13 protein-coding genes are annotated in these 13,920 nt (G+C 70.8%); 4 read left to right on the top strand and 9 right to left on the bottom strand.

Features of this window, described 5'->3' with window-relative positions:
* Nucleotides 1–89: 89 nt before the first annotated feature.
* From AC3WXD_RS30600 to prmB, 4 genes are all read left to right on the top strand, one after another.
* Nucleotides 90–488 carry a hypothetical protein gene (locus tag AC3WXD_RS30600; RefSeq protein ID WP_043366982.1) on the top strand — a complete coding sequence of 133 codons (399 nt, stop codon included), beginning with the start codon at nt 90–92 and terminating at the stop codon, nt 486–488.
* A gap of 25 nt (nt 489–513) precedes the next feature.
* On the top strand, nt 514–861 hold the full coding sequence (locus tag AC3WXD_RS30595; protein WP_020204567.1) for an arsenate reductase: 348 nt from the start codon (nt 514–516) through the stop codon (nt 859–861).
* Between the two features lie 162 nt (nt 862–1,023).
* Complete coding sequence (dapE, locus tag AC3WXD_RS30590; protein ID WP_492325340.1) at nt 1,024–2,175, top strand: succinyl-diaminopimelate desuccinylase; 1,152 nt, start codon at nt 1,024–1,026, stop codon at nt 2,173–2,175.
* A 49-nt stretch (nt 2,176–2,224) separates the two neighbouring features.
* Entirely contained in the window at nt 2,225–3,118 is an 894-nt protein-coding gene (gene prmB, locus AC3WXD_RS30585; protein WP_020204569.1) for a 50S ribosomal protein L3 N(5)-glutamine methyltransferase, read from the top strand.
* A gap of 73 nt (nt 3,119–3,191) precedes the next feature.
* On the opposite strand, the gene AC3WXD_RS30580 is transcribed toward prmB, so the two are convergent.
* From AC3WXD_RS30580 to AC3WXD_RS30540, 9 genes are all read right to left on the bottom strand, one after another.
* The gene (locus AC3WXD_RS30580) at nt 3,192–4,256 is read right to left on the bottom strand and encodes a phytoene/squalene synthase family protein (RefSeq protein WP_020204570.1); all 1,065 of its coding nucleotides are present in this window, start codon (nt 4,254–4,256) and stop codon (nt 3,192–3,194) included.
* 125 nt (nt 4,257–4,381) lie between these two features.
* Nucleotides 4,382–5,461 (bottom strand): M14 family metallopeptidase, encoded by a 1,080-nt coding sequence (locus AC3WXD_RS30575; protein WP_020204571.1) that lies wholly within the window; start codon nt 5,459–5,461, stop codon nt 4,382–4,384.
* 98 nt (nt 5,462–5,559) lie between these two features.
* A complete protein-coding gene (locus AC3WXD_RS30570) occupies nt 5,560–6,357 on the bottom strand; it encodes a hypothetical protein (RefSeq protein ID WP_492325339.1) in 798 nt (265 codons plus the stop codon).
* 124 nt (nt 6,358–6,481) lie between these two features.
* Nucleotides 6,482–7,294: a M55 family metallopeptidase gene (locus AC3WXD_RS30565; RefSeq protein ID WP_492325338.1), complete on the bottom strand. Its 813-nt coding sequence runs from the start codon at nt 7,292–7,294 to the stop codon at nt 6,482–6,484.
* A 12-nt stretch (nt 7,295–7,306) separates the two neighbouring features.
* Complete coding sequence (locus AC3WXD_RS30560) at nt 7,307–8,389, bottom strand: DmpA family aminopeptidase (RefSeq protein ID WP_492325337.1); 1,083 nt, start codon at nt 8,387–8,389, stop codon at nt 7,307–7,309.
* 13 nt (nt 8,390–8,402) lie between these two features.
* Complete coding sequence (gene gsiD, locus AC3WXD_RS30555) at nt 8,403–9,314, bottom strand: glutathione ABC transporter permease GsiD (RefSeq protein ID WP_059412829.1); 912 nt, start codon at nt 9,312–9,314, stop codon at nt 8,403–8,405.
* Nucleotides 9,315–9,326: 12 nt separating this feature from the next.
* Complete coding sequence (gene gsiC, locus AC3WXD_RS30550) at nt 9,327–10,247, bottom strand: glutathione ABC transporter permease GsiC (protein WP_020204576.1); 921 nt, start codon at nt 10,245–10,247, stop codon at nt 9,327–9,329.
* A gap of 167 nt (nt 10,248–10,414) precedes the next feature.
* Entirely contained in the window at nt 10,415–11,974 is a 1,560-nt protein-coding gene (gsiB, locus tag AC3WXD_RS30545) for a glutathione ABC transporter substrate-binding protein GsiB (RefSeq protein WP_492325336.1), read from the bottom strand.
* A gap of 24 nt (nt 11,975–11,998) precedes the next feature.
* Nucleotides 11,999–13,903, bottom strand: coding sequence for a dipeptide ABC transporter ATP-binding protein (locus tag AC3WXD_RS30540; protein WP_492325335.1), 1,905 nt, complete (start codon nt 13,901–13,903; stop codon nt 11,999–12,001).
* Between the last annotated feature and the right edge of the window lie 17 nt (nt 13,904–13,920).

Below are 13,920 nucleotides of genomic sequence, written 5' to 3'. Positions count from 1 at the left end.
CCCCCCCCCCCCCCCCCCCCCCCCCCCCCCCCCCCCCCCCCCCCCCCCCCCCCCCCCCCCCCCCCCCCCCCCCCTCCGCCGTCAGACCGATGCCCTCCCTCCGCAAGCGACTCATGGCCCTGGATCCCGCCACCGTCAGCACCGTGCTGTCCCTTCTGCCGACCATTCTCGAGCAGGCCAACAAGACCATCGAGAAGATCAAGAAAGGCCGGCGCAAGGACGGCGCGCCGGAGAACGCCGGGCCCGAATCCATCGAAGCGCGCGACGGTTCCGCCGCCGCCCGCATCGCGGAGCTCGAAGCCGCCGCCGTGCAGCAGGCCGAAGCGGTCAAGCTGCTGGCCGAGCAGCACGCCATCACCATCGAGGCGCTGCGCAAGGAAGCCGCGCGGCTGGACCGCCGCCTGCGCCTGATGACCAGCGTGGCGATGGCCGGCGTGGCGCTGGGCCTGGGCGCGCTGGTTGTCGCCCTGAACCTGCTGTTCCGCTAAGCGCCGACAAGGCGCACCGCACACCATGACCGTCCTGCTCTACGGCATTCCCAACTGCGACACCGTCAAGAAGGCCCGCACCTGGCTCGACGCCAACGGCGTGGCCTACACCTTCCACGACTTCAAGAAGCAAGGCGTGGACGAAACGCTGCTGCGCGGCTGGCTCAAGCACGTGCCGCTGGCCACGCTGCTCAACCGCAAGGGCACCACGTACCGCGCGCTGTCGGACGCCGACAAGGCCCGCGCCGAGAGCGAAGCGGGCGCGATCGCGCTGATGCAGCAGAGCCCGTCGCTGATCAAGCGGCCGGTGCTCGACCGCGGCGGGAAGATTTCCGTCGGTTTTTCGGCGGATGGTTACGCCGGGTTGTTCTGACGTTCTTGCTGGGCTGGCGGCGGGTTGCGTGCCGGCGGCTCCGGGGTGCGCCCGCGAGCGCCACCCAACGCAAGAACATCGGCCACCGCCCCCGGAAAGCGTAAACTCCCCGCCCAACCCCCTGTACTGCAGCGCCGGCCCCGAGGCCGCGCACACGCCACCATGAATCCGACCCTCGCCCTCACCGAAGACCTGATCCGCCGCCGCTCCGTCACGCCCGCCGACGAAGGCTGCCAGGCCGTGCTCGAAACCCGCCTCAAGGCCATCGGCTTCGCATGCGAGTGGATCGTCAGCGGCCCCGACGACTTCCGCGTCACCAACCTGTGGGCCGTCAGGCGCGGCACGCAGGGCAAGGACGGCAAGCTGCTGGCCTTCGCCGGCCACACCGACGTGGTGCCCACCGGCCCGCTCGAGCAATGGGGCTCCGACCCGTTCCAGCCCAGCCACCGCGACGGCAAGCTGTACGGCCGCGGCGCGGCCGACATGAAGACCTCGATCGCCGGCTTCGTGGTGGCGTCGGAAGAGTTCGTGCGGCAGCACCCGGACCACGCCGGCTCCATCGCCTTCCTCATCACCAGCGACGAGGAAGGCCCCGCGCACGACGGCACCGTCAAGGTGGTCGAGGCGCTCAAGGCGCGCGGCGAGCGCCTGGACTACTGCGTGATCGGCGAGCCGACCTCGGTCGACACGCTCGGCGACATGGTCAAGAACGGCCGCCGCGGCTCGCTCTCGGGCAAGCTCACCGTCAAGGGCGTGCAGGGCCACATCGCCTACCCGCACCTGGCGAAGAACCCGATCCATCTGGCCGCGCCCGCGCTGGCCGAACTGGTGGGCGAACGCTGGGACGAAGGCAACGAATACTTCCCCGCCACCAGCTGGCAGATGTCGAACATCCACGGCGGCACCGGCGCCACCAACGTGATCCCGGGCCACGTCACGGTCGACTTCAACTTCCGCTTCTCCACCGCCAGCACGCCCGAGGGCCTGAAGGCGCGCGTGCATGCCATCCTCGACCGCCACGGCCTCGACTACGAGCTGGCCTGGACCCTCGGCGGCGAACCGTTCCTGACCGCGCGCGGCGAGCTGTCCGAAGCGCTGGCCGGCGCCATCGAGGCCGAGACCGGCGTCAGGACCGAGCTCTCCACCACCGGCGGCACCTCCGACGGCCGCTTCATCGCCAAGATCTGCCCGCAGGTCATCGAGTTCGGCCCACCCAACGCCAGCATCCACAAGATCGACGAGCACGTCGAAGAGCGCTTCGTCGAGCCGCTCAAGAATGTCTACCGCGGCGTGCTGGAACGATTGATCGCCTGATCGGCTGAACGCCCGATCGACTGAACGCAGAAACACTAGGACCATCGCAATGGCAACGCCCTCCCCCCTGCAAACCGTGCGCGACCTGCTGCGCCTGGCCGTCTCGCGCTTCACCAGGGCCAGGCTGTCGTTCGGCCACGGCAGCGCCAACGCCTACGACGAAGCCGCCTACCTGGTCCTGCACACGCTCGACCTGCCGCTCGACACGCTCGACCCGTTCCTCGACGCCCGCCTGCTGCCCGAGGAAATCGAGGCCGTGCTCAACGTCATCGAGCGCCGCGTCAGCGAGCGCGTGCCCGCCGCCTACCTCACCAACGAAGCCTTCATGCACGGCCTGCGCTTCTACGTGGACTCGCGCGTGATCGTGCCGCGCAGCTTCCTCGGCGAGCTGCTGCAGGAAGGGCTGGAACCGTGGGTCGGCGACATCGCCGAGATCGGCCCGGTGCTCGAGCTGTGCACCGGCTCGGGCTGCCTGCCCATCGTCGCCGCCCACGTCTGGCCGCAGGCGCGCATCGACGCGGTCGACATCTCGCCCGACGCGCTCGAAGTCGCGCGCCGCAACGTAGCCGACTACAAGATGGCCGACCGCATCAGCCTGTACCAGGGCGATCTCTACGCCCCGCTGCCGGCCGGCGCGAAATACGACGTGATCCTCACCAACCCGCCCTACGTCAACGAAACCTCGATGCAGGCGCTGCCCGCCGAATACCTGGCCGAGCCGCGCATCGCGCTGGCCGGCGGCGACGACGGCATGGACGTGGTGCGGCGGATCATCGCCGGCGCCAAGGCGCGCCTCAACCCGGGCGGCGTGCTGGTGGTGGAGATCGGCAACGAGCACGCCAACGTGGAAGCGGCGTTCCCGGAACTGGAACTGATCTGGCTGCCGGTCAGCGCCGGCGAGGAACAGGTGTTCCTGGTGACCTACGAAGGACTGCCGGGCTGACGGACCACGCGGGCACCGGCGCGCGAGGAAGACGCGCGGCCGGCAGCCCGAGTGAAGCGGCGGCGCCCGGCCGTCAGCCGGCGCGCGCGGGCGCCATCCTGGCCTCGATGCGCGCCAGCAGCCCCTCGACCCAGCGCCGCACCAGCCGGTCCGACGCCACCGCCGGCAGCGAATACGCCATCACCCGGTACACCGCCTTGCGCCGCACCTTGGAGATCCTGGCCGGGTCCGGCCACGCCGGGTTGTCCACCAGCAGCAGCAAGGTCTCCAGCCCGATGACGATGGGCCAGATGCAGGCCAGCCGCAGCCGCACGGCCGAGCCGGGAATGGCCAGCGTGTAGTCGAGCGCCGCGCGGAAATGCCCGAGCGCGTGATGCACCAGCTCGAACAGCAGCGGCCGCGCGCGCGCCGCATTGGCCGGCGCCAGCAGGTCCTGCGGTGCCAGGCCGTGGCGCGCCAGCAGCGCCGCCGGCAGGTAGCAGCGGCCGATGCGCAGGTCCTTGCCGCAGTCGCGCAGCACGTTGGTCATCTGCAGCGCCTTGCCGAAGCGCACGCCCAGCGCCAGCATGGTGTCGGGGCCGGCCTTGAGCACGCCCGGCATGTGCGCATAGGTCATGGTGGTCCAGAACTCGCCCACGCAGCCCGCCACCAGGTAGGTGTAGCGGTCCAGCTCGTCCAGCGTGCGCAGCGCGACGAGGCGGCCGGAGGCTTCGTCGGGAAACGTGCGCAGGTCGAATTCCATGCCGCTGGCCAGCGTCGAGACGATGCCGCGCACGGCCTCGCGGTCGGACTCGCTCAACTGCGGCAGGATCGCCAGCGCGGGGCCGAGCGATTCGAGCAGGACCTTTTCGTCGGACTGCTGTTGCTGCGCGCCGACCTCCTGCGCCATGCGGCGCATCAGCGCCGCGTCGCCGGCGGCGCCGTTGACCTGGTCGCGGAACGACAGCAGCAGGGCCAGCCGCTGCGCCGGCGGGATCAGCGAGGTGTCGGCGATGGTGTCGGCCGCGCGCGCGAGCAGATAGGCCAGCCCGATCGGATCGCGCATGCCCGCGGGGAGGATGCGCAGCGTGAGATAGAAAGAGCGCGATACGCCCTTGAGCAGCGGACCGAGCAGGAAGGCCCGGGTTGGATTCGGCATGAGCGGGAAAGCCGGCGGCACCGGCGAATTTGGCTGTGCCGGATTGTATACGGCAAGCGCCGGATGCAGCGCCGCCGCGCGGCGGTTTCCTTGCCTGCCCGCCGGCCGCTGCCAGCTACCCGCTGCTACCAGCCGGCCAGCGCCCTGCCCGCGGCCTCGCGCACCTGCTCGACCACGCCTTCGCGCCAGTCGTCGGCGTCGCCGTAGAACGCGCGCCACATCGCCTGGTGGATCAGCTCGCGCTGGCCTTCGTCGGCCTCGGGATGCAGGTGCAGCCAGTGGTCGCCGCGTAGCGCCTCGAGCACCTCGGTCACGGGCAGGGTGCCGAACTCCAGCGCGATGCCGCTGTAGTCCACCGCGGGCAGCGTCTGCGGCACCGCCTGCCAGGCCATGCCCGTGAGGTTGGCCGAGGCCGACGAGCCATCGTGGATGGAGGTGACGTGGCTGCCCCAGATGGCGCGCGCGCGGGCGACCGGCGCGGCCGCGTCCGGGCCCATGTAGATGGGCTCGCCGTAGCCGCGCGGGCCCAGGCCGGTATGGATGTCCAGCCAGCGCAGCGCCTCGCGCCCGGCGCCGTAGCGGGCCAGGATGCGGCGCAGCGTGTAGTTGCTCCAGGTGGCCTTGCCGCCGCCGAAGAACAGGCCGTCCGGCGCGTGGTACTGGCCCGCGCTGACGGCCGCCTGGTACCACGGCAGGCCTTTCGCCATCACCGACCGCATCAGCGCCGCCTGGTCGGCCTCCGAGGGCGGCCACTGCGCGGGCAGCAGCAGCGGCGCGATCTGCGCGTAGGGCGCGTTCTCGGGCAGGGGCCGGGTGAAATCCATGAAATTGCGGTTGAGGTCGACGTTGTCCTCGTTGACGCGCCGCAGATGCGAAAAGCCGTAGGGATTGACCGCGTGCACCAGCATCAGCGCCACGCCGGCCCCGGCGCACGCCGCGCGCAGGTCCGCGTCGCCGAGCAGCGCGACCTGCGCGCCGGAGCCGCAGAAGCCCTCCACGCCGTGCACGCCCGACGTCACCAGCAGCACGCGCCGGGCCTCGGCGGCGCCGGCCCAGGCCACGTCGATGGCCAGCTCCTCGCCGGCGCTGCCGCGCATGGTCGGGTGCGGGAAACCGGCCAGCGTGGCGCCGGCGGCGCGCGCCGCGTCGAGGAATTTCCGCCGGGCTTCGGCGTAGCTGCGGGAAAAGCCGGTATGCACGGACATGACAGCGTATTTCGCGCCTGGCGAGCAGTGGGGGTGCCGGTATTAGACGCCAACCGGGCGGCTATTGCCATCGGGCCTTCCCGGAGGCCCAGCGCGGCTCAGCCCCGGCCCGCGCCCGCCTTGTCCGCGCCGGCCTCGCGCAGCAGCGGCGAGCGGAACGCATGCGGATGCATCTCGATGCCCGCCGCGGCAAGCTGCGCGGCGGACAGCACCAGGTGGCGCGCGAGCCAGTCGTGGAGGCTGCGCAGGAAGCGCTGCTGCTCCAGCCGGCTGGATTCGCGGATGGCGCGTTCGAGCTTGACGTGGGCGGTGTAGACGTCGAGCAGATTGAGGCTCTTGAGCTTGGCCGGCGTGGTGGCGCTGCGCTCGATGGCGAGGATGCGCCGCACCTGCGCCTCGGGCAGGTCGCCGCTGCGCAGGTAGTCCTGGTAGACCTCCTCCAGCGCCGGGAAGCGCACCGTGGGCTGCACGCGCGGCACGCCGGCCACCTTCTCCATGCGCAGCACCAGGTAGCGGATGGCGTCGGCGCGGCGCCGGGCGGCGTCGGCGGAGGCATCGCGGCGGACGCCGGCGCGGCGCGCGCGGAGCGGGGCCGGGGCGGTCAGCTCGAATTCCTCGGCCGACGGCGGCGTGGCCGCGGGCACGGCGGCGGCGGGGCCGGCGTCGCGCTCGGTGTAGTCGGGCACCAGGTCGAGCCCGGCCGGCTCGGCCAGCACGGCGCGCGCGCAGGCCTCGCCGAACGGATGCTCGTGGCCGTGCGCGTCGCGCAGGATGTAGGCCTGCCCGTTGCCGAAGCCGTGATGGCGCGCGCGCCCCACGTGCTGGTGGCAGCGCGTGGCGAGGTCGACGAAATCCTTGCGTACTGGGGTCCAGCTTTCGCCGTTGACTGCGGTCATGAATCTGCGCGTGATGGCCGCCGCGCGCGGCACGATGAGTGAATGCAAGACAGCCTGGCCGCGGCATCCTTGCCGCGGCCAGGCCGCTATTGTCCTCCAATCGCGGCCGCGCCGGCCGGCGCGCCTACCTGAGCATGAACGACATCGCCGACAGGCAGTTGAGCATGCGCACCGCCGCCTGCACCGAGGCGGCTTCGAACACCAGCGTGACGCCGTCCACGCGCTCGAGCGCGGGCCACTGGCAGAACAGGTCGGCGTAGGCGGGGCTGTGCGCCTGCAGGCGGCACCGCACCGGGCCGGGAATGCACAGCGCTTGTCCGCCGGCCTCGCGCACGGCCTGCCCGGCGGCGGCGGCGATGGCTTCGCGCGCGGCCGCCGGCGACAGCGTGGTGCCGCTGCCGTGGCCACCGGCTTGCTTGGTCTGCACGTAGCGCACCCACGGCATGAGCGGCCGCGTCTCTTCGACGAACACGTCGTCGCCGCTGGCCATCAGCACCGGCACGCCGAACTCGCCGGCCAGCGCGCCATACAAGCCGGCCTCGCCCATCTCCTGCCCGCCCAGCCAGACGCGGGCGAAGGCGCTGCTGTTGATGGTGTGGGCCAGGATGCCGCGGCTCTGCGCGCGGCCGTGGTAGCCGACCATGAACACGCCGTCGCAGCCTTCCACGCCGGCCATCATGCCGAGATAGCGCGGCTTGCCCAGCACCAGGCGCGCGCGCGGGTCGAGCTGGTCGGGCAGCAGGTTGCGAAAGCCGCCGTGCGAGTCGTTGACCAGCACTTCGGTGGCGCCGCCGGCGAAGGCGCCCTGCACCGCGGCGTTGGCCTCGGCGGTCATCCAGGCGCGCGCGCGCTCGTATTCGCCGTTGCCGGCGCGGGCCTGCTCGGCGTGGAAGACGCCGGCGACGCCTTCGATGTCGGTGGAAATCAGGATCTTCATCGCGCTCCGGGATCAGTCGGCTGGCGCCGCGTGGCGCGCCAGCCATTGCGGCAGTTCGGGCATCAGCTCGCGCAGCGCGATGCGGCGGTGGCCGTCGCGGCCGCTCACGCTTTCGGCCCGCCACAGCGCGTTGAGGATGGCCTGCTCGACGCTGTCGGCGGCGGCCTGGAACAGCGCGTCGAGCCGGCTCTCGTGCAGCATGGCCAGCGCCGGCATGGGCGCGTCGGCCTGCTGCGGCACGGTGCAGGCGGTGGAGAACGCCAGCGCGATGTCGCCCGAGCCGTGGCCGAACACCGAGCCGGTGCGGGCCAGCCCGGCGCCGGCGCGCAGCGACAGGCGGCGCAGCTGGCGCGCGTCGAGCGGGGCGTCGGTGGCGACGATCATGATGATCGAGCCCTTCTCCGGCCCGGCCTGCGCTTCGGCGTGCGCCTGCGCCTGCAGGCGCGCGGCCAGCCTGCCGCCCAGGCGCGCGCCGGCCACGGTGAGGTTGGGCAGCACGCCGAAGTTGGATTGCACCAGCGCGCCCACGTGGTATGCGCCCGCCCGGCGCGAGGCCGAGCCGATGCCGCCCTTGAGCCCGAACGAGGACATGCCGCGCCCCGCCCCCACCGCGCCCTGCGCGAAATCCGCGGCCGCCGCCGCGCAGGCCTGCGCGTAGTGCGCCTCCCGCACCGGCATGGCCTGGATGTCGTTGAGGTAGCCGTCGTTGCACTCGAACACCAGCGGGTTGACGGTCGGCCAGGCGCGGCCGATCTCCGGGTTGGCGGCGATGGCCTGGCGGATCTGCGCCTGCGCCAGCGCGCCCACGGCGAAGGTGTTGGTGAGCGCGATCGGCGTCTCCAGCACGCCGAGCTCTTCCACCTGCACCAGCCCCACGCTCTTGCCGAAGCCGTTGAGCACGGTGGCGGCGGCCGGCACCTTGTCGGCGAACAGGTTGCCGGCGTGCGGCAGCACCACCGTCACGCCGGTCTGGCACGCGCCGCGCGCCAGCGTGCAGTGGCCCACGGTCACGCCGGGCACGTCGGCGATGGTGCCGCGCGCGCCGGCCGGCAGCGCGCCGATGTGGGTCAGCTCGTGGATCGGTTCCTGGCGCATGTGCGGCTCGCGCTCAGCGGCGGTCGATCTTCGGGTCGAGCGCGTCGCGCAGGCCGTCGCCGAGCAGGTTGAAGGCGAGCACCGTGAGGAAGATCGCCAGGCTGGGGAAGATCGCCACGTGCGGCGCCGTGACCATGTCGGCGCGCGCCTCGTTGAGCATGGCGCCCCACTCGGGCGTGGGCGGCTGCGCGCCCAGGCCGAGGAACGAGAGGCTGGCGGCGGTGATGATCGAGGTGCCGATGCGCATCGAGAAATACACCACGATGGACGAGATCGTGCCCGGCAGGATGTGTCGCATCAGGATGGTCCAGTCGGACGCGCCGATGCTGCGCGCGGCCTCCACGTAGGTCAGGCGCTTGAGCATCAGCGTGTTGCCGCGCACCAGGCGCGCGAACGCGGGGATGCTGAAGATGGCCACGGCGAAGATCACGTTGGTCATGCCGTTGCCGAGGATGGCGACGATGCCGATCGCCAGCAGGATGCCGGGAAACGCGAACAGCACGTCCGAGATGCGGCTGACGATGCGGTCCCACCAGCCTTCGTAGTAGCCGGCCAGCAGGCCCAGCACGGTGCCGACGATGGCGCCGATGATGACGGAGAAGAAGCCCGCGGCCAGCGAGATGCGGGTGCCGGCCAGGATGCGGCTGAAGATGTCGCGCCCGAGCGAGTCCACGCCGAACCAGTGCGCGGCCGAGGGGCCGGCGTTGAGCGCGTCGTAGTCGAAGAAGTTCTCGGGGTCGTAGGGCACCAGGTACGGCGCGAAGACCGCCACCGCCACCAGCAGCAGCACGAACACGCCGGCGCCCAGCGCCAGGTGCTGCTTGCGGAATTTGCGCCAGAACTCGGTCCAGGGCGTGCGCACCGCTTCCGGCGCGGCGGCGGGCGCGGCGGCGTTGCCGCCGGCGGACGTGGAAAGCTGGGTCATGCCGGCCTCTCCTTACTTGTAGCGGATGGCGGGGTTGATGACGGTGTACAGCACGTCGACCACCAGGTTGATCAGGATGAACTCGAGCGAGAACAGCAGCACCTCGGCCTGGATGACCGGGTAGTCGCGCATCTCCACGGCGTCCACCAGCAGGCGGCCGAGGCCGGGCCAGTTGAAGACCTTCTCGACCACGATCGAGCCGCCCAGCAGGAAGCCGAACTGCAGGCCCATCATGGTGACGACAGGAATCATGGCGTTGCGCAGGCAGTGCTTGGCCACCACCAGCAGCTCGCCCACGCCCTTGGCGCGCGCGGTGCGCACGAAATCTTCCTGCAGCACCTCGACGAAGGACGCGCGCGTGAAGCGGGCCATCACGGCGGCCACCGCGGCGCCCAGCGTGAGCGAGGGCAGGATGTAGTGCTTCCAGGAATCGGCGCCGATCGACGGCAGCCAGCCCAACTGCACCGAGAACACTTCCATCAGCAGCATGCCCAGGGCGAACGCCGGGAACGAGATGCCGGACACCGCCAGCGTCATGCCGAGGCGGTCGGGCCAGCGGTTGCGCCACACCGCGGAGGTCACGCCGATCGCCATGCCGAAGACCACCGCCCACACCATCGAGGCCAGCGTCAGGTACAGCGTGGGCATGAAGCGGTCGCCGATCTCCTCGCTGACCGGACGCTTGGTGCGCAGCGAGTTGCCGAATTCCCAGCGCAGCGCGTTCGAGAAGAACTGCGCGAACTGCTCGGGCAGCGGCTTGTCCAGGCCGAGGTCGCGGCGCACCAGCTCCACCGTGGCCTGGTCGGCCTCGGGGCCGGCCGCGAGCCGGGCGGGATCGCCGGGCAGCAGGTGGACGAACATGAAGACCAGCACCGCCACGATCAGCAGTGTGGGAATCACGCCCAGGAATCGTTTGAGAAAATAATTCAGCATGATGCACCGGAAAGAAAAAGACCGCGGGCCGCCCGCCCTGCCCCCGCATCCGCGGGCGGGCGGCCATGCACGGCTTGCTGCGCCGTACTGCCTGCGGGTACTGCCTGGTACTGCTTGGTACCGCCTGCCGCCGGGCCGGGCCGCCTGCGCCCGGCAGCCCGCAGCCCTTATTGCTTGATGTCGATCTCGTCGAAGTTGAACGAGCCGTCGGGCATCACGTAGGCGCCGCTCAGGCGCTTGGCGCGCGCGAACAGCACCTTCTCCGTCACCAGGAAGGCCCACGGCGCGTCCTTCCAGATCTGCTGCTGCGCGTCCTTGTACAGGCGGGCCTTCTCGGCGCGGTCGGTGGTGCGCAGCGCGTTGGCGATGTCGGCGTCGACCTGGTCGTTCTTGTAGTACGCGGTGTTGAGCAGCTTGGGCGGCATCGACTCGGAGGCCAGCAGCGGGCGCAGCGCCCAGTCCGACTCGCCGGTCGAGGACGACCAGCCCACGTAGTACATGCGCACGCCGGCGTCTTCCGGCTTCTGCACGCTCTCGACCTTCTCCACGCGCTGGCCGGCTTCGAGCGCCTGCACCTGCGCCTTGATGCCGACCTGCTGCAACTGCTGCTGCACGAACTGGATCACCTTCTGCGCGGTGGTGTGGTTGTAGGCCGACCACAGCGTGGTCTCGAAGCCGTTCGGGTAGCCGGCTTCCTTGAGCAGCGCGCGCGCCTTGGCCGGGTCATACGGCCACGGGCCCAGCTTCTCGGCATAGTCCACGCCCGCGGGCACCACGCCGTCGGACGGCGTGGCGTAGCCGGCGAAGGCCACCTTGGCCAGCGCGTCCTTGTTGATGGCGTAGTTGATGGCCTGGCGCACCTTGGGGTCGTTGAACGGCTTGACCGTGGTGTTCAGGCTCAGGTAGCGCTGGATGATCGACGGCGCGTCGATCAGGTCCACCTTGGGATTGCCCTTGAGCACGGCGGCCTGCTCGAACGGGATGCTGAAGGCGAAGTCCGCTTCGCCGGTCTGCATGATGGCCGCGCGCGTGTTGTTGTCCACCACCGGCTTCCAGGTGATGGTGTCGATCTTCGGGTCGCCGGTCTTCCAGAAGCCGGCGAACTTCTTGCCCTTGAGGTGATCGGGCTGCTTCCACTCGACGAACTCGAACGGGCCGGTGCCGACCGGGTGGAACGCGATGTCCTTGCCGTACTTCTGCAGCGCGGCCGGCGAGATCATCACCGCCGACGGATGGGCCAGCACGTTGATGAACGGCGAGAACGGCTCTTTCAGCGTGACCTTGACGGTGCTGGCGTCCACCACGTCGGTCCTGGCCACGCGGTTGAACAGCGTGTAGCGCTTGAGCTTGTTGGCCGGGTTGGTGACGCGGTCGAAGTTGGCCTTGACGGCGGCGGCGTCGAAGGTGGTGCCGTCGTGGAACTTCACGCCCTTCTTGAGCTTGATGGTGTAGGTCAGGCCGTCCTTGCTGGCTTCATAGCTTTCGGCCAGCACGTTGACCAGCTTCATGTCCTTGTCGAAGCCGAACAGGCCCTGGTAGAAGGACTTGCTGGCGGCCTGCGACAGCGTGTCGTTCGCGTCGTACGGGTCGAGCGTGGTGAAGGTGGAATACACCGCCATCACGGCGTCCTTGGCGGCGAAGGCGGGGCCGGCGCCGAGCGCGGCCAGGGCCAGGCCGCCGGCGATCAGCTTCGAGGGGGCCAAGCGGAACATCATCCGGGTCATCATCGATTCTCCTTGGAAAGGCGTCGGTTAGTAGGCACCGCCGATGGCGTGCCGGGCTACGAAATGCTGCGAGGCGGCGCTGCCGCCGACGGCCACCAGCGGCTGCACCAGCGGCTCGTCGCCGAGCAGCCGGATGGGGCTGGGGATCTCGTCGTTGAGCGGCTCGCGCTTGAGGTGGCGGCGCGCCGGATCGGCGATCGGCACCGCCGACATCAGCTTCCTGGTGTACGGGTGCTGCGGGTTCTCGAAGATCGCGCGGCGCGGGCCGATCTCCACGATCTGGCCCAGGTACATCACCGCCACGCGGTGGCTCACGCGCTCCACCACCGCCATGTCGTGCGAGATGAACAGGAAGGCGATGCCCATCTCGCGCTGCAGGTCCAGCATCAGGTTGACGATCTGCGCCTGGATGGACACGTCGAGCGCGGACACGGACTCGTCGGCCACCACCACCTTGGGATTGAGCGCCAGCGCGCGCGCGATGCAGATGCGCTGGCGCTGGCCGCCCGAGAATTCATGCGGGTAGCGCGAGGCGTGCGCCGCGCTCAGGCCCACCTTTTCCAGCAGCCAGGCCACGCGCTGCTCGGCCTCCTTGCCGCTGGCCACCTTGTGCACCAGCAGCGGCTCCATGATGGAGTAGCCCACCGGCACGCGCGGGTCGAGCGAGGCGAACGGGTCCTGGAAGATGAACTGGATATTGCGGCGCAGGGTCTGCAGCGCGCCGCCCTTCATCTGGCTGATGTCCTGGCCGTTGAATTCGATGGTGCCGCTCTGGCTGTCGACCAGGCGCAGCAGCGAGCGGCCGGTGGTGGACTTGCCGCAGCCGGACTCGCCCACCAGCGCCAGCGTCTCGCCGGGATGGAGGTCGAAGCTCACGCGCTCGACCGCGTGCACGCGGCGCGCCACGCGGCCCAGCAGGCCGCCCGGCACGTCGAAGCGCGTCACCAGGTCGCGCACGCGCAGGATCGGCGCGGCGCCGGCCGGCACGGTGTCCTGCGGCGCCCCGGGCGCGGCCGGCGCGGACTGGTCGAGCTGCAGCAGCGGGAACTTGGCGGGCCAGTCGGTGCCCTGCATGGCGCCGAGCTTGGGCACGGCCGACAGCAGCGCGCGTGTGTACGGATGCGCGGGCGCGGCGAAGACCTGCTCGGCGGTGCCCTCCTCCACCCGTTCGCCGCGGTACATCACCAGCACGCGGTCGGCCACCTCGGCCACCACGCCCATGTCGTGGGTGATGAAGACCACGCCCATGTCCATCTCGGCCTGCAGGTTGCGGATCAGCTGCAGGATCTCGGCCTGGATGGTCACGTCGAGCGCGGTGGTCGGCTCGTCGGCGATCAGCAGCGCCGGCTTGCACGACAGCGCCATCGCGATCATCACGCGCTGGCGCATGCCGCCCGAGAGCTGGTGCGGGAAGCGGTCCAGCACGCGGCGCGCCTCGGGAATGCGCACGATCTCCAGCATGCGCAGTGCTTCGGCGCGCGCCTCGGCGCGGCCCTTGCCCTGGTGCAGGCGGATCGATTCGGCGATCTGCTCGCCCACCGGGAACACCGGGTTGAGCGAGGTCATCGGCTCCTGGAAGATCATGGCCACGTCGCTGCCGCGCACGCCGCGCATGGTGGCGTTGTCGGCGCGGGCGAGATCGATCACCTCGCCGCCGCGCCGGCGCAGCGCCATGCTGCCGCCGGCGATCTTGCCGCCGCCGTGCTCGACCAGCCGCATCAGCGCCAGCGACGTCACCGACTTGCCCGAGCCCGACTCGCCCACCACGGCCAGCGTCTCGCCGCGGTCGACGTGGAAGCTCAGGCCGCGCACGGCCTCCACGGTGCGCTCCGAGGTGGAAAAGCGCACGGTGAGATCGTTGACGGAAACCACCCGCTGCGGTGACAGGACGATGCCCGCTTGGGCCGACCGGGAAGAGGATGCTGCAGCCACTTGGACCCCTTGATGCC

It is taken from the genome of Cupriavidus sp. FW216-B1 (assembly GCF_058789195.1).
This window is presented reverse-complemented; position numbering and strand designations above follow the sequence as displayed.

Bases quoted from the DNA above. Each gene is read 5' to 3' on its own strand.
- AC3WXD_RS30600 (WP_043366982.1), top strand. From the start codon at position 90: ATGCCCTCCCTCCGCAAGCGACTCATGGCCCTGGATCCCGCCACCGTC.
- AC3WXD_RS30595 (WP_020204567.1), top strand. From the start codon at position 514: ATGACCGTCCTGCTCTACGGCATTCCCAACTGCGACACCGTCAAGAAG.
- dapE (WP_492325340.1), top strand. From the start codon at position 1,024: ATGAATCCGACCCTCGCCCTCACCGAAGACCTGATCCGCCGCCGCTCC.
- prmB (WP_020204569.1), top strand. From the start codon at position 2,225: ATGGCAACGCCCTCCCCCCTGCAAACCGTGCGCGACCTGCTGCGCCTG.
- AC3WXD_RS30580 (WP_020204570.1), bottom strand. From the start codon at position 4,256: ATGCCGAATCCAACCCGGGCCTTCCTGCTCGGTCCGCTGCTCAAGGGC.
- AC3WXD_RS30575 (WP_020204571.1), bottom strand. From the start codon at position 5,461: ATGTCCGTGCATACCGGCTTTTCCCGCAGCTACGCCGAAGCCCGGCGG.
- AC3WXD_RS30570 (WP_492325339.1), bottom strand. From the start codon at position 6,357: ATGACCGCAGTCAACGGCGAAAGCTGGACCCCAGTACGCAAGGATTTC.
- AC3WXD_RS30565 (WP_492325338.1), bottom strand. From the start codon at position 7,294: ATGAAGATCCTGATTTCCACCGACATCGAAGGCGTCGCCGGCGTCTTC.
- AC3WXD_RS30560 (WP_492325337.1), bottom strand. From the start codon at position 8,389: ATGCGCCAGGAACCGATCCACGAGCTGACCCACATCGGCGCGCTGCCG.
- gsiD (WP_059412829.1), bottom strand. From the start codon at position 9,314: ATGACCCAGCTTTCCACGTCCGCCGGCGGCAACGCCGCCGCGCCCGCC.
- gsiC (WP_020204576.1), bottom strand. From the start codon at position 10,247: ATGCTGAATTATTTTCTCAAACGATTCCTGGGCGTGATTCCCACACTG.
- gsiB (WP_492325336.1), bottom strand. From the start codon at position 11,974: ATGATGACCCGGATGATGTTCCGCTTGGCCCCCTCGAAGCTGATCGCC.